This window comes from Streptomyces sp. NPDC057617, assembly GCF_042800555.1.
Lineage (GTDB): Bacteria > Actinomycetota > Actinomycetes > Streptomycetales > Streptomycetaceae > Streptomyces.
Map to the genome: position 1 here is coordinate 260,975 of NZ_JBHVGV010000007.1, position 22,174 is coordinate 283,148.

Below are 22,174 nucleotides of genomic sequence, written 5' to 3' on the forward strand. Positions count from 1 at the left end.
CTTCCGGGGACGCAGTCTCACGAACTGGGAGTGACGGTTCGGTTGCTCCCCTAAGGCGGACACAGCACCCGGACCGGTGCAACGAACACCCCCCCCCCCGGTCCGCTGTTGTGTGTGGTCCGGGACGGTGTGGAGTCGGGGACGGTGTGGATCCGGGGCGGCGTGTGGTCGCGGACGGTGTGTGGCCCGGGCCGGTGTGTTCTGCGGCTACGCCGCCTCGCCGTGCAGCTCGAACCAGACCACCTTGCCCAGCGGTCTGGCCCGTACCCCCCAGTCGTCCGCCAGGCTCCGGACCAGCGCCAGTCCCCTGCCGTTCGTCGCGTCGTCGGCCACTGGAGGCGGTGTCCCGGGCCTGGCCTGCGGCGCGGGGAGCGAGGCGACGAAGTCCCGTACCTCGACCCGCAGCCGGGAGTCCGCGACGGTCGCCGTGACCACGGCACCCTGTTCCGTATGCACCAGCGCGTTGGTGACCAGCTCGCTCACCAGCAGTTCCGCCACCTCCGCGGAGTCCCGCTCCCGCCAGTGCCGCAGCATCTGCCGCAAGGCGTGCCGCACCTCAGGCACGGCTGCGAGATCGGCGCCGCCCACTCTGCGCAGTAGCCCTGTCATGGTCCTGTCCCCCCGCTGGTACCGGTGACGGCTGCTGTTCCCGAACGCATGGTGTTGCCGAATGCCTGCTGTTCCCGAACGGCTCCCCTTGAGCTTTCCCCCTCGCCGATCACAGCACTCATGACGGCGTCCATGGCGTTCGTCACCTACTCGCCACACCGGGGGGGGTGGGCGGCGGCTACCGCTCCCAGACCGCCGCCGCGGTGCGGTCGTCGGCGTACCCCTTGACCCTGAGCTGTACGTCCGCGAGGTACTCGGTCAGTCCCGGCGGGCCGGTACGGGCCCAGCGCGCGGCCAGTTCCTCGGCGAGGGCGGGCTCTCCGCGCAGCGGTTCCGCGAGACCGCCGCTGCACAGCAGGAGCGTGTCGCCCGGCCGGGCGACCGAGGCCCGGAACCGGAACGGCTCGGACGGCGGCGGCAACGGCCCCTCTATATAGGGGGACGGAGGCTTCGTGATCGCCAGGTCCATGGTGAGCTGGTCGTGCCCCGGGGTCTCCGCGGACGGGGAGCCGAAGCCGACGACCGCGTCGCCGGTGATGGCGTCGGGCTCGGGGATCAGCGGCTCCAGGTCGTGCCAGACCCCGTCCCGCAGACGGAAGAGGCCACCGTCGCCGACCCCGAAGAACACCCGGGTCCGGCACTCCGGATCGGCGGAGAGCAGCAGGCAGCGCAGGCTCGCGGAGTACTCCTCGGGCTCCAGGGCCAGTTCGGCGGCGCGGGCGCGGAGCCTGCCGAAACCGCGGTCCGTGAGCCGGTGCAGTCCGGATTTGAGATCGCCTCTGCGGCCTGCCCTTATGTCCTCGGAGAGCCGGCTGTGGCTGCGCCCGACCGCGCCGCCGATCCAGTGGCACACCTCCGCCGCGGCCAGGTGCGCGTGTTCGGAGCCGCGGGCGCCACTGGCGACGGCGACAAGGACGAGCGCGCCGATACCGGTGCCGAAACGGGCGGTGAGCAGGGCGTCCCCGCGGGGCTCGCCCCAGTGGCGGGCGGAGTCGCCTCGTACGGACACGGCCCGCAGGGTGTACGAACCGTAGGACGCGCCGTCGAGCACCGTGTCGGGGACCAGTGCGTGCAGTTGCTCGGCGTCCGCGGCGGGCAGAGTGGCGGGCTCGGGGTGGTACTTCGGGGGCCGGTCGCCGAGATGGGTGACGGCGGACCGGGCGGAGCGCGGGGGTACGGGAGGCGTCGACGGTGCCGGTGGTTCCGGTGGTGTCGGTGGTACGAGGGGTGCTTGCGGGGCTGGTGGGGGCGGGGTCGGCGGGGGTGCGGCCGGGGCCGGGTCGGGCTCGGGGCGCGGCTGACTCGTACCCCAGGCGGCTCCGGCTGAGGGGCTCGCGGACGGGCCCGACTGGGAAGGGCTCGACGGGAATGGACTCGACTGGGATGGGCCCGACTGCCGAGGCAGCCATACGGTGTCGCCCGTGGCGCCGGATCCGGGGGCGGCGGGTCCGGAGGAGGTGTCGCGTCCGGAGGAGGCGGGTCCGGGGGCGGCGGGCCGGGAGGCGGCGGGTCCGGCAGCAGGGCCGGAGGCAGGACTCGCACCGGTCTCCGGCATGCGCGGGTCACGGCGTTCGGGCCGCTCCGGCGGCTCGGATCGTTCCGGCCGCTCGGATGGTCCCGGTCGCTCCGGACTGTCCGCGCGGCGGGCATCCGTACTGCCCGGAAGCGGTCGGGCGTCGCTGGGGGTGTACGGCGGTCCCGCCGGCTCGTCCGGCACCTGCTCCCACCAGGCCAGGGGCCGCTGCGCCTCGACCCCGTCGCGCCCGATCCCGCCGTCGCGCCCCTCGCGGCCGGGACCGTACCGATCCGGCGCGCTCGACGTACCGTACGGATCCGGCGCCCCCGGCGACTCCGCCGGCGTACCGGCCGTACCCCGCGCGTCCCTCCCTGCCGTCCCCACCGTGCCCGCCGCCGAGTCGAAGCGGTCGTCGAGCGTGTCCCCCGAAGCGGCGCCGGGACCGGTGTCGGGTGCGGAATCGTCGTACAACCGGTTCCACCAGTCGTCGCCTGCCGGCGTCTGCCCCTGCTGACTCATGCCCCTATTTTCGACCGCGCCGGGGGTGCGAAAACGGGGCATCCAGAAATATTCAAGTCCGCCGGACGGCCCCACCCCCCACGGGAAGGACGTCCGGCGGACATCACAGGTCCAGCGCGGGCCGGTGCGCGGACGCGAGGCCCGCGCACATCACTGTCCCGAGCAAATCCGGGCCAACCGCACCCAAAGGGCATATGACCGGGGTCTGTTGCTGCTGTGATGGCGCCACCTTGGCAGAGTGCCGTACCGAACAGCGATGATGTGGCACGGCGGGTTTACGCCGTGGCCGGTATCCGCCACGGCGGCCATGGCGTGCGGCGGACCAGGGGTTGTGTCCGGGGCGAGGTTGTTTCCGGGCAGGGTTGTGTCCGGGTCGGGGTTGTGTCCGGGGAGGGGAGCAGGGGTGCTGGGAGCGATAGGTCTCGACGAGAGGCAGGAATCCGCGTATCGCGCGTTGGTGGCGATCGGCGCGGCGGAGGTCGCCGATCTGGCGCACCGGCTCGCGCTCCCCGAGCGGGACACCGAACAGGCCCTGCGCCGGCTGGAGCGGCAGGGCCTGGCCGCGCAGTCCTCGTCCCGTACCGGCCGGTGGGTCGCGGCGCCGCCCGCCGTCGCGCTCGGCGCGCTGCTCACCCAGCACCGCCATGAGCTGGAACAGGCCGAACTGGCCGCCGTACTGCTCGCCGAGGAGTACCGCGCCGAGGCCACGGAGCCCGCCGTGCACGATCTGGTCGAGGTGGTGACGGGAGCGAGCGCGGTGGCCCATCGGTTCCTGCAACTCCAGCTCGGCGCGACCGAGGAGGTCTGCGCACTGGTGACGGGAAAGCCCGTTGCCGTGACGGGCGTCGACAATGAGGCAGAAGAGCGTGCGGCGGCGCGCGGGGTCGCGTACCGGGTGGTGATCGAGCGCGAGGTGCTCTCGCTCCCCGCCGGTATCACCGAACTCTCCGCGGCTCTCGGGCGCGACGAGCAGGTACGGGTCACCGAGCGGGTGCCGACGAAGCTGGTGGTCGCGGACCGCAACCTGGCGATGGTGCCACTGACCGGCCGTGGTGCACGTGAGACGGATCCCGCGGTCCTGGTGGTGCACGCGAGCGGGCTGCTGGAGTCGCTGATGGGGCTGTTCGAGGCGGTGTGGCGCGATGCGCTGCCACTACGGCTCGGCGCGGACGGCGCGGTGACGGAGGGCGGTTCTCCCGGCCCGGACGCCACCGATCTGGAGATCCTGTCCCTGCTGCTGGCCGGGATGACCGACGCGAGCGTGGCCAAACAACTCGACCTGGGCCTTCGGACCGTACAGCGCCGGGTGAAGGGCCTGATGGAACTGAGCGGGGTGACGACCCGGCTGCAGTTGGGCTGGCACGCGTACGAGAGGGGGTGGGTGGCGCGGGGGGTACGGGGGTGAGGGGCAGGGGGTACGGGGGTACGGGGGTGAGGCGGGGCCCGGGACCTCGGACCGAGGCGAGGCCAGGCGGCGGATGCGTGGGGGTGTGTGGTCGTGTGAGGCTGGGGCCATGCCCGAATTCAGCGACTCCGAGCGCGCGTACCTGAGGACCCAGCGGCTGGGGCGGATGGCCACCGTCGACCCCAGGGGCCAGCCGCAGGCCAACCCGGTCGGCTTCTTCCCGCAGGAGGACGGAACGATCCTGATCGGTGGTCTGGCCCTCGCCACCACCAAGAAGTGGCGGAACCTCCAGTCGAATCCGCGGGTGGCCCTGGTCGTCGACGACATCGTCAGTACGAATCCGTGGATGGTGCGCGGCGTGGAGATCCGGGGTGAGGCGGAACTGCTCACCGGCCCGCACGACCTCGGTTCCCGCTTCAGCGAGGAGCTGATCCGTATCCACCCGCGGAAGATCCATAGCTGGGGCCTGGACTGAGGGGAGCGGGAGGGGCGGGGCGCCGGGGGGCCGGGCGCCGGTTTCCGGAGCGGGGGCGGGGATCTGAGGTGTGCTCACCGCACATGGGCACGGACCACATAGGCACAGCCTCCATGTGGTCAGCACCCATGTGGTCAACCCCCGTGTGCCCAGCACCCATGTGGTCAGCACCCACGGGGTTATCCCACCCGCAGATGCCGCATCGCGTACGACCGCCAGGGCCGCCACGCCTCCTCGTCCTGCTCCCCCTCCGGTGCCACATCGGGGTCGCCGAGCGCCCGCATCCGGATCAGCGCGGCCGTCCGCGGGGTGACTCCGGGCACGGCGAGGAGCAACCGCTCGGCCTCGTCGCGGTCGGCGCCGGGATCGAGCCGTACGGTGCCCTCGGCGAGCGCGGTCGCGAGCGGGCCCGCCACCGGATCGCCGGTCAGCGCCGCCGGTTCCGGGAAGAGCCGGGTGAGCCCGCGGCACGGCTGCGGCACGTCCTCCCCGTACAGTTCGACGAGCCGTCCGGCCGCCGCGTACCCGACGAGTGCACGCAGCGCGTACTCCTCCGGTTCCGCCGCCCCCGGCGAACGCAGCCCGGGCCGGGCCGCGACGAGGGGCGCGAGCCGTGGGTCGGCGCCGAGGCGTTCGTCGACGGCGTACGGGTCGGCGTCCAGGTCGAAGAGGCGGCGCAACCGCTGTACCGCCGTGGTGAGATCGCGCAGATCCGTGAGATGGATCCGCGCCTCCAGCCAGCCGCTGCGGGCCCGGGCCTGCGCCGCGCCCGCCGGAAGCACCTCGTCGACGGCGACGATGCCGGGCCCGTGGGGCAGCCGTAGCGTGCGGCGGTACGTACGGTTCCCGGACTCGCCGGTCATCTCCTCGACGTACGGGACGGCCTCCCGGGCGAGCAGGTCGAAGACCTCGCGCGCGGCGTACGGCCCCCGGTAGGCGAGCCGCAGCGGAATCCTGGTGAGGGCGGGCATGTCCGGGGACGGTTCATGGTCGGGGTGCCCAACAGCCGGGCGCCCGTCGACAGTTGGGACGCCGGGGAACCGGCCGTCGCCGGATCGGCCATCGCCGGATCCACCGTCGCCGGATCGACCGCCTGCGGATCGGTCATCGGCGCCGGATCCCCCGCCCGTACCGCATGCCCCGGCCGGCCCGGCGCCCCGTACCAACCCCGCGGCACGTGCCGCCCCCCGTGCCACCTCTGTCGTTCTTTTGACGCCCGTCCCGGACTCGCGTCGTAGTTCGCTCGGGGTGCGGGCGTAGATCTGCCGGATCGTCTCGTTGAACTGCCTCACGCTCGCGAACCCCGCCGCGAACGCGATCTCCGTGACCGGAAGCCCGGTCGTCTGGAGCAGCACCCGCGCCGTGTGCGCCCGCTGGGCACGGGCGAGGGCGACGGGGCCCGCGCCCAGTTCGGCGTTGAGCTGGCGCTGGACCTGCCGGGCGCTGTAGCCGAGGCGCCCGGCCAGCCCCGGGACGCCTTCCCGGTCCACGATCCCGTCGCCGATCATCCGCATCGCGCGGCCGACGACATCGGCGCGTACGTTCCACTCCGCCGACCCGGGAACGGCGTCCGGCCTGCACCGGCGGCAGGCGCGGAAGCCGTTGCCCTGGGCGGCGGCAGCGGTCGGGAAGAACCGTACGTTCTCCCGCTTCGGGGTCACCGCGGGACAGCTCGGCCGGCAGTAGATGCCGGTGGTCTCGACGGCGAAGAAGAACGCGCCGTCGAACCGCGCGTCACGGCTGCTGACCGCCTCGTATCTGGTCTCCTCGTCCATCACAGGATCCAGTGTGCGCCGATACCGCCCCGGTCACTCGCGGTTTTCGGACAGCACACTCTTGGCCTTCAACCGCGGCCCCGGGCCGGGCTGGGCCGTGCCAGGCCGGGCTTACGGGGAGCGCCGACCTGACCCGTACGCCAGCCTGACCCGTACACCGAAAGAGGCACGCAGGCCCGCGCCGGCGCTTACCGGATCCGCCCGCGCTTGGCCTCCATGGCCGCGCGCCCCTCCGCGCCCTTGCGCTTCCACTCGCGCCGGATCTCACCGCGTAGCCGGGCGTCGGTCTTGGCAACGATGCGCTGGTTCTCGCGCAGGAGTTTGCGGTAGCTCTCCAGCCGGCGTACGGACAGCGAACCGTCCTCCACCGCCTCCAGCACCGCGCATCCCGGTTCGGCGACATGGGCGCAGTCGTGGAACCGGCACTGTCCGGCCAGTTTCTCGATCTCCGAGAAGACCTGACCCACCCCGGTCTCCGCGTCCCACAGCCCCACGCCCCGCAGCCCGGGGGTGTCGATCAGCACCCCGCCACCGGGCATGGCGAGGAGGTTGCGGGTCGTGGTGGTGTGCCGACCCTTCCCGTCGACGTCACGGGTGGCCTGCACTTCCATCACCTCGTCCCCGAGCAACGCGTTGGCGAGGGTCGACTTTCCCGCACCGGAGACCCCGAGCAGCACACTCGTACCGCCCGACAGTACGGCGGAGAGCACATCGACCCCCTCCCCCGTCGCCGCGCTGACCGCGAGCACCTGCACACCGGGCGCGGTGGTCATGACGTCGTCGATGAGATGGCCGAGCACGGCGGCATCGCTCACGAGATCGGCCTTGGTCAGCACGATGAGCGGGAGGGCACCGCTCTCCCAGCCGAGTGCCAGAAAGCGTTCGATGCGGCCGAGATCGAGTTCGACCGCGAGTGATACGGCGATGATCGCGTGGTCGACATTCGCGGCCAGAATCTGACCCTCGGACCGCTGGGAGGAGGTGGATCGTACGAAGGCGGTGCGCCGTGGCAGATACTCCCGTACGAACCGGGGATCGCTACCCGCCGGATCAACGACGGCCCAGTCGCCGGTGCAGATCACCCGCAGTGGGTCGTGCGGTGTGACAAAGGCGGTGTCGGCGCGGATCACACCGTCGGCGGTGATGACATCACACTGCCCACGGTCGACACGTACCACCCGCCCGGGCAACAGCCCGCGCCGCGCGTACGGTGCGAACTCCGCGTCCCAACCGTCGTCCCAGCCGTACGGGGCGAGCGGGTGCGAAGCGGACGAAGCCTCGAAGGAGGCGAGATCGAAAGACAAGGGGAAACCCTTCACAAGTCGCAAGGGTGGCCCCGGCACGCGCACTTGGGCGCGGAGGGAGAGAAAGGTCAGCCGGAGACCACGAGAGTGTTCTTGATGAACTTCTGGATGCGGGCAGCGCCCAACACAACGACAGCCATCGGTCCACACCTCCCTGGTCACACACGACTGAACGCGGCAGCGGGCCTACCGGCCACCGACCACCGCACGGAACGGGCACACCATAGCCCGGCGGCGCCGGCGCGCGCCAAGGGTTTTCGGCGTCCGGGGTACGGGGGTGCGAGCCGACGCGTCAGACCGGCGCAACGGCGTCGAGCCAGGCATCGCCCGGCGGGGGTACGAAGAAGTAGCCGCCGCCGGTGGTGAGCAGGTACTTGGCCATCGCCTCACCCTCAAGCCGCTTCTGTACGGCCTCGAACCCCTGGGCCAAGTCCCGCTGGAAGCAGGAGAAGACAAGCCCGGTGTCGCCGTCGCCCCGGTCGTAGCTGTAGCTGCGGCGCACGAGGGGAGGCGGATTGCGGCGGTCGGGCGCGGCAAGCCGTACATGCGAGTCGAGCGGGGTCAGCCGGCCCTTGGGATCAGCGGCGAAGTTCGGCTCCTCGTCACTGGGCGCCCCGTCGAGCCACCGTCCATCGCGCCGCCGCCCGATGATGCGCTCCTGCTCGTGCACGGAGTCCTTGTCCCACAGCTCGGTCGCGAACCGGATGATCCGTACGACCTGATAACTCCCGCCCACAGCCCAGTCCGGCTCGCCCTGCCCGGCCCGCACGAGGGCGCGCTCGGCGGTCTCCCGCTCCCCGACCGGATTCCCGAACCCTTCGGTGAAATGAAACGGATTACGAGCCAGCCCCCGCCCGCCCTCAACGCGATTGGCAGCCCGAAACCCGTCGATACGCCACCGCACCCGCCACCCGCTCGCGCCGGCCAGGAGCCGATCCACGGCTTCTGCTATATCCCCGGCCCGCTCCCCGGCGATCTGCACGAGCACATCACCACGAGACTGCGCCGGATCCAGCAAATCGCCGGGGAAGGACGGCATCTTGCCGAGCTGTCGAGGCCGCTGGTTGTCCGCCCGGAACACCCCACTCCCCAGCGCCAACGAGGCGGTCACACTATCCGTCCCCGCCGCGGCCACCGCACGAGCAAGCACCCGAAGCCCCGCCGACGCTCCCCGGTCCAAAGCGACCACCGCAACCCGCCCCGGCGCCGTCTCCCCCCGAAGCGGCCCAGGCAGCCCGCTCTCAACGCTCTCCGCTTCCGGCCCCCGCCGCGCCCCCAACGCGTAAACCGCCCCACCCCCAATCCCCAGCCCAACCACCGCGGAGCCCGCTACCAGTGCCCTGCGTCGCATCAACTATCACTCCACACCGGAATTACCAGCAACGTGCTCACCCCGACCAACGAAGGTCCCGACGGCCCACCCGCCGCAGGCACACGTCCACTGATGTTGCTGTCAAACGCTGAGGAGCCCTACCGAATCAGAATTCGGCGGGGCTCCTCACTTGTCGTAGCTATCGATGGATTCCCGACCGACGACTACCGGAAGTCACGCAGCACAGACGTCAGCGTCTCGATCGCAGCTTGGGCTTCTTCCCGCTCTGAAGTGTCTACCCAGCTTCGCCAGAACCATCCGTCTGCAGGCAGCGTGACTTCCAGAGCCTGAATAGCAGACAAGGCCAGCGAAGTGGCGACGGGCTTTGATAGCCACTCGGTGATTCCTGGGTATTCCTCATTCCAATCCAGAGAATATCCGGCAGGAGTGTTCGCGACGACCACACCAGCAGCCGCGATAACCTCCTCTGGCAACACCGAAGAGGATGAACTTCCGCCCGCCTCAATGGCTACCCGAAATGTACGATCCAGGACTTTCATTCGCTGCGAAGCGGACCGTCCTTCCAGCCCATCGAGGAAGTCCTCAGCAGTGTCGCTGTCGAATGGACCGGATCCCCAGGTTCCCATCACTATCTCCAAGTAAGGACTTACGGCAGATACCCGCCGATTGGGACTTCAATCTCTGGATCTCTACGATTCACCAGAGTCACCCCTTTGGTTTTCCACCCTTCCATGACAGTCTGCTCAACGCGACGCGTAGCAACGCTACCAATCCCATTCGGCAGGTCAAAGTAGGTGACATTCACAATGTCGTCGACCGTATATCCCGCCTTACGGACCGCATGACGGGACCGCATCGACTTGTTTACGCGCGTTCTCATACTGTCGATGGAACTACCGACATACTTCTTTCCGTCGCTGAGGTGGATGGTGTAGATCCCGGGCGTGTCGGGCACGTCGAATTTGGTTCCAGGACCACAGTTCGCATTGTGTACCAGGATCGGTGACTCGCCCGCCACCGCATAGTACGTGTGGAGATCGGCGACCGTGAGGTTGTTGACTGTGGCTTTCTGGGTGCGGGAGGTGATCGCGGTGATTTGGGTCCAGGTGCCGCTGCTTGTCCGGAGCCACTGGCCCGGCTGGAGTTTCGCCGCTTCGACCCACTCGCGCAGTTCCGGGACCCAGAAGGGGTGGCCGTCCGTAGCGGTGAGTTTGGCTGGGCCGGAGCCGTCGTCGATCGTGATGTCGACCAGGGTCTTGTCGCCCGTGCCCTCGATGAGGGCCGTCACCTCGCGTGGGCCGCTCTCGCCCGTTTCCGGGTCCGTCGCCAGGACCTTGTCGCCGATCCGGATGTCCTTGATGGCCTTGCGGGTGCCGTCCGCCATCAAAACCGGGGTGTCCGGGGTGAAGCTGTTGCCGCACCCGCGGAAGAACTTCCCGATTCCGAACCCGACCAGCCCGAAGGCGCAGCCCGTCGCCGCGGCTCGGCCGACCTGACCCCAGTTGACCTTCCGTCCCGAAAGGCGCTGAAGACCCCAGTCCATGAAGGCCTCGGAGAGCGCGCCGCCCGCGCAGGCCGCGAGCAGCGGGTTGTTGCCCGAGGGGTCGGTGTAGGTCGTCGGGGAGCTGAGTGCGTACTGATACAGGTTCGGGCCGCCGGCGAGGCCGATGGGGTCCTGGGAGATGAAGCGGCCGGTCTCGGGGTCGTAGTAGCGGTTGCGGTAGTAGAGCAGGCCGGTGCCGTCGTTCTCGCGGCCGGTGAAGGTGTAGGGATTGCTGGACGCGGCGCCCGAGGCCGTGGGCTGGCCGTACGGGTCGTAGGTGTAACGCGTGGCGACCGTGCCGTCGGGGTTGGCCAGGCCGACCACCGTGCCCAGGGCATCGGTGAGGTAGACCTGCGTCTGGCCGTTCTCGGTACGGGTGAGGTACTCGTCCAGACCCGACGCCGCGACCGTCGCGGTCGTCGCGCCCGTACCCGACTGTTCCGCCAGCGGGTTGGAACCGTCCGTGAGGAACTTCCTCGTCGTCCCGCCGAGCGTGGTGGACGTACGGGTGCCCAGCGGGTCGTACGCGAAGCCGCTCGCCCGGCCGCCGGTCTCGATCAGACCGGTCAGTTCCCCGCGCGCGTTCCAGTCGTAGGTGCGCTTGCCGTCGGAGGTGAGCTGCCCCTCGGCGTCGTAGGTGAAGGAGCGGCCGTTGAAGGTGGTGACCCGGTTGTCCTTGCCGAACACCGCCCCGCTCTCCGCCGCCGGCAGCGCCACGCTCGCCAGACTGCCGGACAGGCCGGTCTGCAGGCCGCGTTCGTCGCGGGTGTACGTCAGGTCGCCGACACCGGCCCCGCCACGGGTGTAGGCGATCACGGTGGTAACACCGGTCCTGTCATACCCGGTTGTACGGGTGAAGCCGCCCGGCAGGGACGCGGTCTTCTCCCGGCCCACCGCGTCCAGGCCGAACGTCACCGCCTGGCTCCCCGTCGTCACCGACGTGAGGATGGAGGAGGTGTCGTACCCGTAGCGCGTTGTCGTGCCGACCGCGGTCATCTCCGTACGGCGGTCCGCGGCGTCGTAGTCGTAACCGACCGTGCCCGTCGGGCCCGTGACCGTCTTCGTCCGGTCGTAGGCGTCATAGGTGAAGGACTGCGTGCCCGCCACCGTGTCGGTGACCGTCCTGGGCAGGTCGACGGCATCGTAGGCGTACGTCGTCGTGGACTCGGCCTGGCCGGCGAGGTTGACTCCGTACTTGGCGATGGTGGCCCGGCCCAGCAGGTCGTACTCGGCCGTCCCCACCTCACCGGTCCGGCTCGTCACCTTCGCAACACGCCCAGCGGCGTCGTACCCGAACAGCGCCTGCGCACCCAGCGGATCAGTGGCCGACTTCGGGCGGTCCGCGTTGTCGTAGGCCCAGGTGGTGGTGTTGTTCCGGGCGTCCGTCAGACCGGTCAGATTGCCGTTGTCGTCGTAGGCCAGAACAGTGGACTGGCCGAGCGGATCGGTCGTCTTCAGGGCCTGGTTGAGCGCGTCGTAGGTGACCGTGGTGCGCGCGCCGGCCTGGTCCGTCATCACCACGGGCCGACCCGCGGCGTCCAGGAACTGACCCGCCGTACGCCCTTCCGCATCCGTGACGGCCGTCAGCTCGCCGTGCTCGTAGGCGTATTCGGTCACCGCACCCGAGGCGTCGGTGACCGTCTCCACCTGCCCGTCCGGGGTGTAGGTGAATGCCGTCTCCCGGTCCTCCGGATCGGTGACGGTCGTCAGATCTCCGGCAGAGTCATATGCGAAGGCGGTGGTGTTCCCCAGCGGATCGGTCACCGAGGTCGGCTGGTCGTACGGCCCGTCGTACACCGCCGTCCCGGACGAACGTGCCTGCGCCGTCCCCGCCAGCTCCTTCGCCGACGTCACATAGCCGTTGCCGTCATAACTCAGCTCGGTGCGACGGCCGTACGGGTCGGTCACCGCGTCGATACGGTGGTAGGAGCCGCGCTGGTACACGGTCCTGCGGGCCAGACTGCTGCCGTACGCCTGCGTGTCCGACGTCCCGTAACCGTCCGCGTCGAACTCCACCCGCCGCACCGCGCCGCCCGGTTGCGTCACGCTCGCCGCGGTGACACGGCCCGCGCCGCTGCCGGTCTTGGTGTAGTCGAAGGTGTACTTCGCACCCTCGGTGAGCGTCTGCTCCCTGACCCGGCCGTCCGCGTCGAAGGTGTTGCTCATGTACGTGATGCCGCGGGCGTCGACGGCGGTCTTGATGCGGTTCGAGGTGCCGTCGTAGGTGTAGCGGCTGACCTTCCCCGCGGGATCGGTCACCGTCTCCAGACGGCCCGCGCTGTCGTAGGTGTAGCCCGTGGTACGACCGATGTTGTCACGTGCACCGACAACGCGGTGCTGGGTGTCGTACGTGAAGCTCACCCAGCGGCCGCCGGGCGTGGTGACCTGGGTGATGTCGCCCTTGTTGCCGTCCAGACGGCTGATCTTGATCGTGTTGCCGTGCCGGTCACGGATCTGCTGGAGCGCCGCGTACTGCGGATACGTCCATACGCTCCCGTCCCGGAAGCGCAGTTCCCAGCGGCCGTTCCCGCCGACGATCTTCGTCCCGCGGAACTCGCCCGGTGTGTCGAGCGGTTCGAAGACGGCGTCGTTCCAGCCGGTGCCCGGCGAGGTGCGTGTGTAGTGGACCTTCGCTCCGCCGGGCAGATAGAGGTCGACCTCCTGCCAGGGCCGCTCGGAATGCAGGAAGGAGTTGTAGATCAGGTCACGGCCGATACCGAAGGCCCGCTTGTAGGTGTCGCCCTGCCAGTACGTACGTGTCACCTCGGCCGAACCCAGCGGGTCCGAGACCGCGAGGTCCGTACGGGAGTCGGTGAGCATGCCGGTGGACAGTTCGACCGGGTCGCCCGACAGCCAGTCCAGGGAGTCCTTCAGCCAGGAAGTGAGCCAAGGCGGCAGATCGCTGGTGTTGAACATGGCGCCGTGGAACGCCCACACCCTGGTCTTCGCGTCGGGAACGACCTGGCGCCCGTCCTGGGACACCTTCCCGTGGCCGTAGACGTACCAGCCCTTCTTCTTCGGGTCGTAGTCCATGAACTCGACCTCGGTGCCCGGGGCTTCGCGGGTGTAGTTCGGGTAGACGATCTGGGCGCCCATGGGGAACACATACGTACCGCCCGGCTGCACGGTGAAGAACACCGGCACCACACTGTTCTGGGGCAGCGGGAACGGCGGCCGGTCGATGGGGATGGCCGTGATCCCCAGCTCCGTGACCGGTTTCCCCTTCTCGTCCCGTACCACCGAGCCCTTCGGAATCCGTACCTCAAGGCCCGGGATCTTCGGGGTCTTCAGTACGACATCGGTTTTTGCCGGAGCGGCGAAACGTACCGTGTGTTTTGTGTCCAGCGGCGTCATCCACACCGGGAAGCCGAGATCGACCGCGCGGCCTGCCTCGGGGTGGATACGGATGTCGAACCGGCCGTACTGACGCTGCTCGGTATTGGCGCTCGCACCGTCGACCACCAGGGTGGTCGCCTCGGCACTGATCCCGGCGAGCAGGAACCTGCCGCGCCCGTCCGTACGCCCCGACGTGCTGCCCACCGAAACCGTGACCCCGGCCAGCGGCTTGCCGTCGAGCTTCAGCACATGGCCCGTCAGTGCGGTGGACCGAGGCGGGGCACGCAGCGCGGGCGGAGCCTTCGGGGCGTCGCCGCGAGCGGTGATCCAGTCCGCCTGGCCCGCCAGGCTCTTCTTGCCCGGCTGCCAGGCGTCCGGGCCGCTCGGCTCAATGCCGGCCGTGGACTTCTGCCCGGTCTTCTGCTCAGCGGTCTCCTTCTGAGCGATCTCCGTCTCGTGGGAGTCGGCGCCGGCTCCGGCCAGTAGCGCGTTCTGCGAGCTGCCGGGGGTGGCAGAGGCGCTCAATGCCTGGAGGCTCAGACCCAGTGTGTACGTGCCGGTCTTCAGAGCCCCGGGGTCGAGAGTCAGGGTATAGACGCCGTCGGCCGGGAGCGCGGCCAGCGCGTAGGAGAGCGTGGAGGCGCTCATGGAGCGCTCATTGACCAGCCACTTGCCGTCGGGACCGAATATCGACAGAACCCACTCGGATGCCGGAGCGGTAATTCCCAGTGTGAGCTTCTGTCCCTTGGTCCCCGTGAAGGTGAGGTGGCCGTGCCCGCCCGGGGTGGAGACGGTGATGGGCTTCTGCGGGCCCCCCACGGTCGCCGCTCCGGCGTCGACGTCCCGGACAAGGGTCGCCGTAGTGCGTCCGGTGGCCGGGGCGTTCGGCTGGACGAGGACCCGGTGTGTGCCCGCGGCGAGCGGGGCGCGCAGAGCGACATCAATGTCCGTGGTGCGCAGCGAGCCCACCGACACATCGGCCGTTGCTCCCGGCGGGAGATGCCGTATAGATGACTGGGCGGTCAGCGTGGTGGCGGAGAAGACCACGGCGAAGCCGTCACCGGCCGCGGCGCCGAGTGTGTACTCCAGTTGCTGGCCGGGCCGGGTGACTTCCCCTGTGGCGGAAGGAGAAGCCGTTGTCAGCGCGCCGGCAGCCACGGGCTTCGACAGCCACAGCGTGACGGAACCGGTCGCCGCGGAAGCGGGGGTCAGCAGCAGGGTGTACTTCTTCCCCGCTGTCAGGCCGGTGAGGTAGTAGACCCCGTCCGCGTTCTTGGCGAACGAACCGACGCTCTGCGCCGTACCCCCCTCCGGGATCAGCCGGATGTCGGTCGACTGCGGAACGCTGTTGCCCGTGGCGGCGAAGCCGAGCGATGTGGTGTCCGGCGCGGTGAAGTCGATCCGCGCGCGCTGTCCGGCGCGCGACAGATCCGCCGTCGCCGACGCACCGTCCGAGGTGAGCGGTACGGCGCGGTCCTCGTTGAGTGTCAGGGTGAGGCTGCCGGTGGCGCCCCTGTTCGGTTCCAGGAGCACGGTGTACGAACCGGTCTCCGGCAGCCCGGACAGATCGATCGTCGCCGGTTTGCCAGCGGACACATTCTCGCCGTTGACGACTGCCGTGCCGGACGGCGCCAGTACGCTCACGTCGACTACCTCGGTGAAGGTATTGCCTGTAACACCCAGGGTGAGCTGGGCGCCGGCGTTGGCCGTGAAGGCCCCTTGCGCGTTCTGCCCGAAGCGGGCGATGTTCATCGCGACCGGACCGCCCGTGGTGGAGAGCGCGGCGAGCTGCACCGGACGGGACAGCGTCATGGTCAGCCGGCCGGTCGCGAGGGCGTTGTTGGGCAGTGCGGCGATCGTGTACGTACCGGAGTCCGGCAGTACGGAACTGTCCCACTCGGCACTGGAGTTGTCGGGAACCGTGTAGAAGTCGAGCTGGGAACCGTTGGGCCGCCGGATTTCCATCCGCGTGTAACTGCCGAGTCCCGACGCCGCCGTTCCCAGGGAGATGCGCTGCCCGGCGGTGGCGGTGAAGGTGGCGCGGCCGTCCTGGCCGATCCGGTCGATCGGCAGCTCCACGGCGGGGGCGGCCGGATCGAGGATCCCGGCATCCGCGTAGTGCGAACCGGTCACCTTCACCGTGCCCGTGGCCGCCCCGTCCGGGTCGAGGGTCAGTGTGTACGGGCCCGACTGCGTCAGCGCGTCGAGGTCAATGGCACCCGCGCCGTTCGCGCCGACGTACCGGCTGAAGACCTGGTCGCCGTCCGGCCCGTACAGCCGCGCGTACATGCTCTTGTTCACGGTAGCCGTGTCGATTCCCAGGCTGAGGGAATCCCCGAGCAGCGCGGAGAAGGTCAGTATCCCGTCCTGCCCGGCCCGGGCAAGCGGTGTGACGGATGTCGGGCCCGCCAGATCGAGCAGTCCCTCCACCCGCTTCGACACGGTGACCGTGGCCGAACCGATGTTCCCTGTGCCGGGCCTGACGATCAGCGAGTACTGGCCGGCCAGCGGCAGATCAGTGACCTCCCAGTCGTCGGCCACCCCGTTCACCGTGCCGTTGCCGCCGACCTTGCCGCCCTGCGGGTCGTACAGCTCAAGGGTGAGCGAGGAGTTGAAGGTGGAGTTGGTGAACCCGAAGCCGATGTCGTCACCCGGGTCGACGTCGAAAAGGATCTGTGCCCTGTTGCCGGGGGTGGTGACCGAGATGGTCGGTGGGGTCTCGTCCGTCACCGAAGTCGTCTCCGACGACTCGATGTCCCCGTTCCCACCGGCGGTGGTGACTCGGAATGTGGTCGCCGTGACCGCGCGGCCGTCCGGCGTCGCGACCTCCACCGGGCCGGTGGCCGCGCCGACCGGGACCTTGACGGTCAGAGACGTGGAGGTGGAGGCGGCCGGATTGATCTCGGCCACGATCCCGCCGCCGAACCGCACCACATTGTCGGTCACGGTCGGCGCGAACCCCGAGCCCGTGAGGACCACGACCGCACCGACCGCACCGGAGGCCGGGGCCACCGTCGTCACCGAGGGCGCCGGGGCCGCCAGGGTGAAGGTTTCCGGGGACTGGGCCGTGGTGCCTGCGACGGTGACGGACACCTTGGCGGTCGCGGCCGCTGCGGGCACCTTGACCTTCAGGCGGGTCCGGGAGGCCGATACGACCTCGGCCGCTTTGCCGCCGAAGGAGACCGAGTTGGCAGTCGGTGTGGTGGAGAAGCCGGTGCCGGAGAGGGTGACGGTCGCGCCGGCCGCGGCCCTGATCGGCACCAGGGACAGCACCGACAGCGTGGTGGAGGCGAAACGGTCGACGCCCAGGCGGTTGCCCGCCGCGTCGTAGCGATAGCGGGCCGTCTCGCCGTCCGGGTCGGTCAGGCCGACCAGACGGCCAGCCGCGTCGTACGCGTAGACAGCGTTGTCAGTCGTCGGGCCGACGGCCGTCACATCGGCGGCAGACGGGCTGTCAGCAGCCCGCGGAGCCGGAGCCTTCGGGGTTACGGAAGCACTCGACCGTGTCGGCGCCGGATCGGCGGGCGGCGCCGCCTCCGCCGAGACCAGGCCCGCCGACAGCGCCAGTACCAGCGCACCGACCGTCAGCGATCGCCATCGTGTGAACAGACCCGGTCCGAACCGCTCTCTGTGCGTACGCACATGCCCTCCCCAGAGCAACACCAGACAGCCACAGGTGGCGCAAGCAGCCCACCTTCATCACGCGAGCCGTCACAACGTACACACATTCGGTGACGATCACACAGGAATAAATCAAGCTCATATGCCAGTGCCATGAACATCACACGACGCACAGAAACGGGCCGCCCGCGTCGAGTGCGGGCGGCCCGGGTGGGGCTAGGTGTCAGGGGTGGGGGGTGGTGTTCAGCCAGGCCGCTGTGTCCGGGGGGAGGAGGCGGGTGTTCGTGTGACTTGACGTCAGGTCGTCACTCGATAGCAGGAGTTCGGCGCCCTCCGGGAGTGGGATCGGCTCGGCGGAGAGGTTGATTCGGCACTCCAGGCCGGCGGCCCCGCCGCTGGGCCCGGCTCCTGCCTTGCGGAAGGCCAGTTCGCCCGGGGCCGAGGGGAGCCAGGTGAAGGTCTCGTCGCCCAGGTAGCGGCGGCGGAGGGTCAGGGCCGTGCGGTAGAGCTCCAGGAAGGAGCCGGGGGTGCCGGTCTGGGCTTCGACCGAGTAGGCGCCCCAGCCCTCGGGCTGGGGCAGCCAGCTTCCGCCTGGGCCGAAGCCGTACGAGGAGCCGGTCCTGGTCCAGGGCAGCGGCACCCGGCAGCCGTCGCGGCCCTTTCTGGTGTGGCCCGTGCGTTCCCACATCGGGTCGCGCAGCGCGTCCTCGGGGAGGTCGGCCACCTCGGGGAGGCCCAGTTCCTCGCCCTGGTAGAGGTACGTCGTACCGGGCAGCGCGAGGGTCAGCAGCGCGGCGGCCCGGGCGCGGCGGCGGCCGCGGTCCTCGTCCGCCGCCGGTTCGCGGCCGCCGGTCAGCAGCCAGCCGGGGAGGCTGGTGCCCTCGGGCACGGCGTAACGGGTGCGGTGGCGCACCACATCGTGGTTGGAGAGCACCCAGGTCGGCAGCGCCCCGTTGGCCGCCGCTCCGGCGAGCGAGCTGTCGATGACATCGCGGAACGAGCCCGCGTCCCAAGGACAGCGCAGGTGGAAGAAGTTGAAGGCCTGGTGGAGTTCGTCCGGCCGGGTGTAGAGCGGCAGCCTGGCGGCGCTGACACCGGCCTCGGCGACCATGATCCGGGGCGGTGCGTACGAGTCGGTGATCTTCCGCCAGCAGCGGTAGATCTCATGGACCTCGTCGCGGTCCCAGAAGGGGTGGTTCTCGCCGCTGGGCGGGGAGTTGAGGGACGCCGAGTCGCCGCCGTACGTGTTGCGCAGCGGCGGGACGAGGTCCTTGCGCATGCCGTGCGCGACATCGATACGGAAGCCGTCGACGCCCAGATCGAGCCAGAAGCGCAGGACGGCCTCGAACTCGGCGACGACTTCGGGGTTCTCCCAGTTCAGATCGGGCTGTTCGGCGGCGAAGATGTGCATGTACCACTGGCCGTCCGGGACACGCGTCCAGGCCGGGCCGCCGAACTTGGACTGCCAGTCGGCGGGCGGCTGCGCGCCGTCGGGTCCTGTGCCGTCGCGGAAGATGAAGCGGTCGCGCGCGGCCGAGCCGGGCGGTGAGGCGAGGGCCTCCGCGAACCAGGGGTGCCGCTCGGAGCAGTGGTTGGGCACGATGTCGACGATCGTACGGAGACCCAGCTCCCGGGCCCGGGCCAGCAGCGCGCGGAAGTCGTCCAGGGTGCCGTGGCGCGGATCGACCTGGCGGTAGTCGGCGACGTCGTAGCCGCCGTCGGCCAGCGGGGAGCGGTAGAACGGGGTGAGCCAGACGGCGTCCGCGCCGAGGTCCGCCACATGGGCGAGCCGGTCGGTGATCCCCCGGAGGTCGCCCATTCCGTCGCCGTCGGCGTCGGCGAAGCTGGGCACGTAGACCTGGTAGACGACGGATTCGCGCCACCAGTCGCGGTGTGCGGCGAGAGTCGCGGCGGCGGTCGCTCCGGCGATGACGCCTTCGGTGACACTGCCTGTGACACCGTCGGGATCGCGGTCTGTCGCGGGGGCTATGACGCGGTCGATGTCGGTGTCACTGCCGATGACGCGGTCGGCGACGCGGTCGACAACGCCACTGGTGTCGGCAACGCCGCTGGTAACGCTGTCGATGACGTCACCGCCGCCATGTGCGCCGCCGTCCGGGAACGCATGCTGAGTCACTGGTACCTCTCGTGTCATGCCGGGATCCTGGGATGCCGGGATGAAGGACGCTGGGACTGACTGGACATGGTGCCGGTGCGATCATCCCCTGAGCCGGCCGAGGGAAGCAGCCAGTCCGGCACGGCGGTCCGACCCACCGTCCGACCGGCAATCATGGTGGCGGTCCGGCAGTCCTGGCGGCGGTCCGACCGGCAATCATGGCGGCGGTCCGGCAGTCACGCCGACAGGCCGAGCGCCCGTCCGCCACGCCGATCCCGTCCCCCGGCCCCGGCCCCCCGGACCCCGTCACCGGTCCCGCCGTCGGTCCACCGTCCGTCCCGCCGCCCGTCCCGCCGGTCCTGCAGCCAGTGCCGCCACCGGCCCCTAGCCGCCCGCAGCACCCGACTTACGGCGCAGCGAGCGCAGCGCCAGCAGCAGTACCCCGATGTCGTCCAGGAACACCGGGTCGGGCAGCAGGTCCACGGGCAGTACGAGATAGCCGAGCGCGGCCCAGAACACCCAGCGGTTCTCCACCGGCAGGCCCGCCCGGCGCAGGTCGCGGCGGGCCCGTACCAGCCGGACCGCGAGGGTGACCGCGGCGGCCAGGGTCAGTACGGCCAGGACGGCGGCCACGGCGAGAAGGATCCGGAGTTCGCTGCTCATGGCGGGCGCTCCCAGCTCAAGCTGTCGGGGCCTCAGCAGCCCTGGGACTCAGCGGCCTTCCGTCCGGCCGCCGTTCATCCCGTACGTACCCCCGGCGCACCCGCGGTACGAGCCCGTCACCGAAGAGTCACCGGACGAGTCCCCGCAAGGACGACCCCGCAAGGACGACCGGAGCGACCGGAAGACCGGAAGAACAGCTACAACGCCCAGCCGCCCGCCCCTCCGGCCCACCCCTCCCCTCGCCCTCTACCCGCCAGTAAAACCAGCCGGTACGTTACCCCCGGGTACCACCAGGCACCCCCGAGCACCCCCGGGGGTACCCCAAGTACCCCCGAGCACCCCCGCCGCCCGCACCATTCGCTGCACACGCCCCTGCCGCCCCGCAAGAGCGCCCCTCCGGTCGAATCCGCGCGCCGGCGCCCGCCGTTCCACCCCCGGACGCTCCGGCTCCGCTCAGATCCAGCCATGATCAACTCGCGCGCATTTCGGTGGTACGGCGCAGAGCCGGGCGATCTACCCCCGTAGATTCGAGCCGTATCGCGACCGCCCCCCGGCCTTTCGGTCACGTACACCCGCCCCCCGGACTCACTGCGTCATACAACCAGTACCCACAGTGAAGCATGTGTGATTGTGACGCTCGGGGCGCATGGCCGAATGGCACTCTCAGCCGATTCTCATGCTGAGCGTGCGTTCTGACCGCCATTCACCAGCCATCCTCCCGTCGGCGCGGGCTTTGCAGCAATTCACTGAGGGCTGCCAGGGCGGGCCAACCGTCCCCGCCAACCAGGCATCCCGCCAACGGACTTCGACCCGTCGCCGGACACGCGTACGGCCGACGGCGGCCGTTCTGCGCCGCGGGTCCAGAAGTGGGCCTTGCCCAAACCCCAAACGGAGTCAACGATTCAGTGCGTGCGATTGACAGGTTCACGGCCAAAACCGAATGGCGGTGAACGGTCGCACAGCAGCGGCCCGCTTACCCAGCGGACCGTGTTCCCCCACCTACGGAGGATGTTGTGACCTTCAAGCGCTTGTCCCCCCTCAGCGCGGTGTCCGGACGCGTGCGGGTTCTCGCCGCCGCCGCGGGTCTGGTGACCGCGGTCGCGCTTGCGGCCCCGACTGCCATCGCGGCCCCCGCCCCGGCCCCCAAGGCCACCGCGGCCCAGCTCGCCGAAGCCAGCTCCGCCGTCCTCGGCGCCGACATCGCCGGCACCGCGTGGTACACGGACCAGGCCTCCGGCAAGCTCGTCGTGACCGTCGACAGCACGGTCTCGGACGCGGAGATAGCCACGATCAAGGAGTCCGTGGGTGACACGGCTCTCACGGTCAAGCACACCCCCGGCAAGTTCAACAAGCTGATCGCCGGCGGCGAGGCCATCACCACCAGCGGCAGCCGCTGCTCCCTCGGCTTCAACGTCCGCAGCGGCTCGACGTACTACGCGCTGACCGCCGGACACTGCACCAACATCGGCAGCTCCTGGAACATCGGCACCCGTGCCGGCACGAGCTTCCCGACCAACGACTACGGCATCATCCGCCACTCCAACTCGGCGAACGCCGACGGTCGGGTCTACCTGTACAACGGCACGTACCAGGACATCACCAGCGCGGCCAACCCGTCGGTGGGCCAGAGCGTCCGCCGCAGCGGTTCGACCACGGGTGTCCACAGCGGCACGGTCACCGGCCTGAACGCGACCGTCAACTACGGCAGCGGCCAGATCGTCTACGGCATGATCCAGACCAACGTCTGCGCCGAGCCCGGTGACAGCGGCGGCTCGCTCTTCGCCGGCAGCACCGCGCTGGGTCTGACCTCGGGCGGCAGCGGCAACTGCTCCTCCGGCGGCACCACGTTCTTCCAGCCGGTGGTCGAGGCCCTCAACGCGTACGGCGTGAGCGTCTTCTAGTCACAACTCGTTCAGTCGGCGGGCCGCGCACCTGGTGCGCGGCCCGCTGTGCGTTGCA

Annotated in this window: 12 protein-coding genes; 3 read left to right on the forward strand and 9 right to left on the reverse strand. The window is 70.1% G+C overall.

Going from position 1 to position 22,174, the window contains the following annotated elements:
- Positions 1–207 precede the first annotated feature (207 nt).
- A complete protein-coding gene (locus ACFU9P_RS19620; protein ID WP_376380556.1) occupies positions 208–609 on the reverse strand; it encodes an ATP-binding protein in 402 nt (133 codons plus the stop codon).
- Between the two features lie 178 nt (positions 610–787).
- Positions 788–2,644 carry a protein phosphatase 2C domain-containing protein gene (locus ACFU9P_RS19625; protein ID WP_384082365.1) on the reverse strand — a complete coding sequence of 619 codons (1,857 nt, stop codon included), beginning with the start codon at positions 2,642–2,644 and terminating at the stop codon, positions 788–790.
- Positions 2,645–3,047: 403 nt separating this feature from the next.
- On the opposite strand from ACFU9P_RS19625, the gene ACFU9P_RS19630 reads away from it, so the two are divergent.
- The gene (locus tag ACFU9P_RS19630) at positions 3,048–4,049 is read left to right on the forward strand and encodes a helix-turn-helix domain-containing protein (RefSeq protein WP_376380550.1); all 1,002 of its coding nucleotides are present in this window, start codon (positions 3,048–3,050) and stop codon (positions 4,047–4,049) included.
- 109 nt (positions 4,050–4,158) lie between these two features.
- Positions 4,159–4,524, forward strand: a complete 366-nt coding sequence (locus tag ACFU9P_RS19635; RefSeq protein ID WP_384082369.1) for a PPOX class F420-dependent oxidoreductase — start codon at positions 4,159–4,161, stop codon at positions 4,522–4,524.
- A 179-nt stretch (positions 4,525–4,703) separates the two neighbouring features.
- On the opposite strand, the gene ACFU9P_RS19640 is transcribed toward ACFU9P_RS19635, so the two are convergent.
- From ACFU9P_RS19640 to ACFU9P_RS19670, 7 genes are all read right to left on the reverse strand, one after another.
- Positions 4,704–6,299 carry a DNA-3-methyladenine glycosylase 2 family protein gene (locus ACFU9P_RS19640; protein ID WP_384082703.1) on the reverse strand — a complete coding sequence of 532 codons (1,596 nt, stop codon included), beginning with the start codon at positions 6,297–6,299 and terminating at the stop codon, positions 4,704–4,706.
- A 188-nt stretch (positions 6,300–6,487) separates the two neighbouring features.
- Complete coding sequence (gene rsgA / locus ACFU9P_RS19645; RefSeq protein ID WP_384082372.1) at positions 6,488–7,603, reverse strand: ribosome small subunit-dependent GTPase A; 1,116 nt, start codon at positions 7,601–7,603, stop codon at positions 6,488–6,490.
- 292 nt (positions 7,604–7,895) lie between these two features.
- A complete protein-coding gene (locus ACFU9P_RS19650; protein WP_384082375.1) occupies positions 7,896–8,954 on the reverse strand; it encodes a Dyp-type peroxidase in 1,059 nt (352 codons plus the stop codon).
- 185 nt (positions 8,955–9,139) lie between these two features.
- Positions 9,140–9,562, reverse strand: a complete 423-nt coding sequence (locus ACFU9P_RS19655) for a DUF4259 domain-containing protein (RefSeq protein ID WP_384082379.1) — start codon at positions 9,560–9,562, stop codon at positions 9,140–9,142.
- Positions 9,563–9,582: 20 nt separating this feature from the next.
- Positions 9,583–17,457, reverse strand: a complete 7,875-nt coding sequence (locus ACFU9P_RS19660; protein WP_384082382.1) for an RHS repeat-associated core domain-containing protein — start codon at positions 17,455–17,457, stop codon at positions 9,583–9,585.
- A gap of 202 nt (positions 17,458–17,659) precedes the next feature.
- Positions 17,660–19,366: an alpha-amylase family glycosyl hydrolase gene (locus tag ACFU9P_RS19665; protein WP_384082706.1), complete on the reverse strand. Its 1,707-nt coding sequence runs from the start codon at positions 19,364–19,366 to the stop codon at positions 17,660–17,662.
- 570 nt (positions 19,367–19,936) lie between these two features.
- Complete coding sequence (locus ACFU9P_RS19670) at positions 19,937–20,215, reverse strand: DUF1232 domain-containing protein (RefSeq protein ID WP_384082385.1); 279 nt, start codon at positions 20,213–20,215, stop codon at positions 19,937–19,939.
- A gap of 1,013 nt (positions 20,216–21,228) precedes the next feature.
- Between ACFU9P_RS19670 and ACFU9P_RS19675 the strand changes: the two genes are divergently transcribed.
- Positions 21,229–22,116 carry a S1 family peptidase gene (locus tag ACFU9P_RS19675; RefSeq protein ID WP_376380529.1) on the forward strand — a complete coding sequence of 296 codons (888 nt, stop codon included), beginning with the start codon at positions 21,229–21,231 and terminating at the stop codon, positions 22,114–22,116.
- The last annotated feature ends 58 nt before the right edge of the window (positions 22,117–22,174 follow it).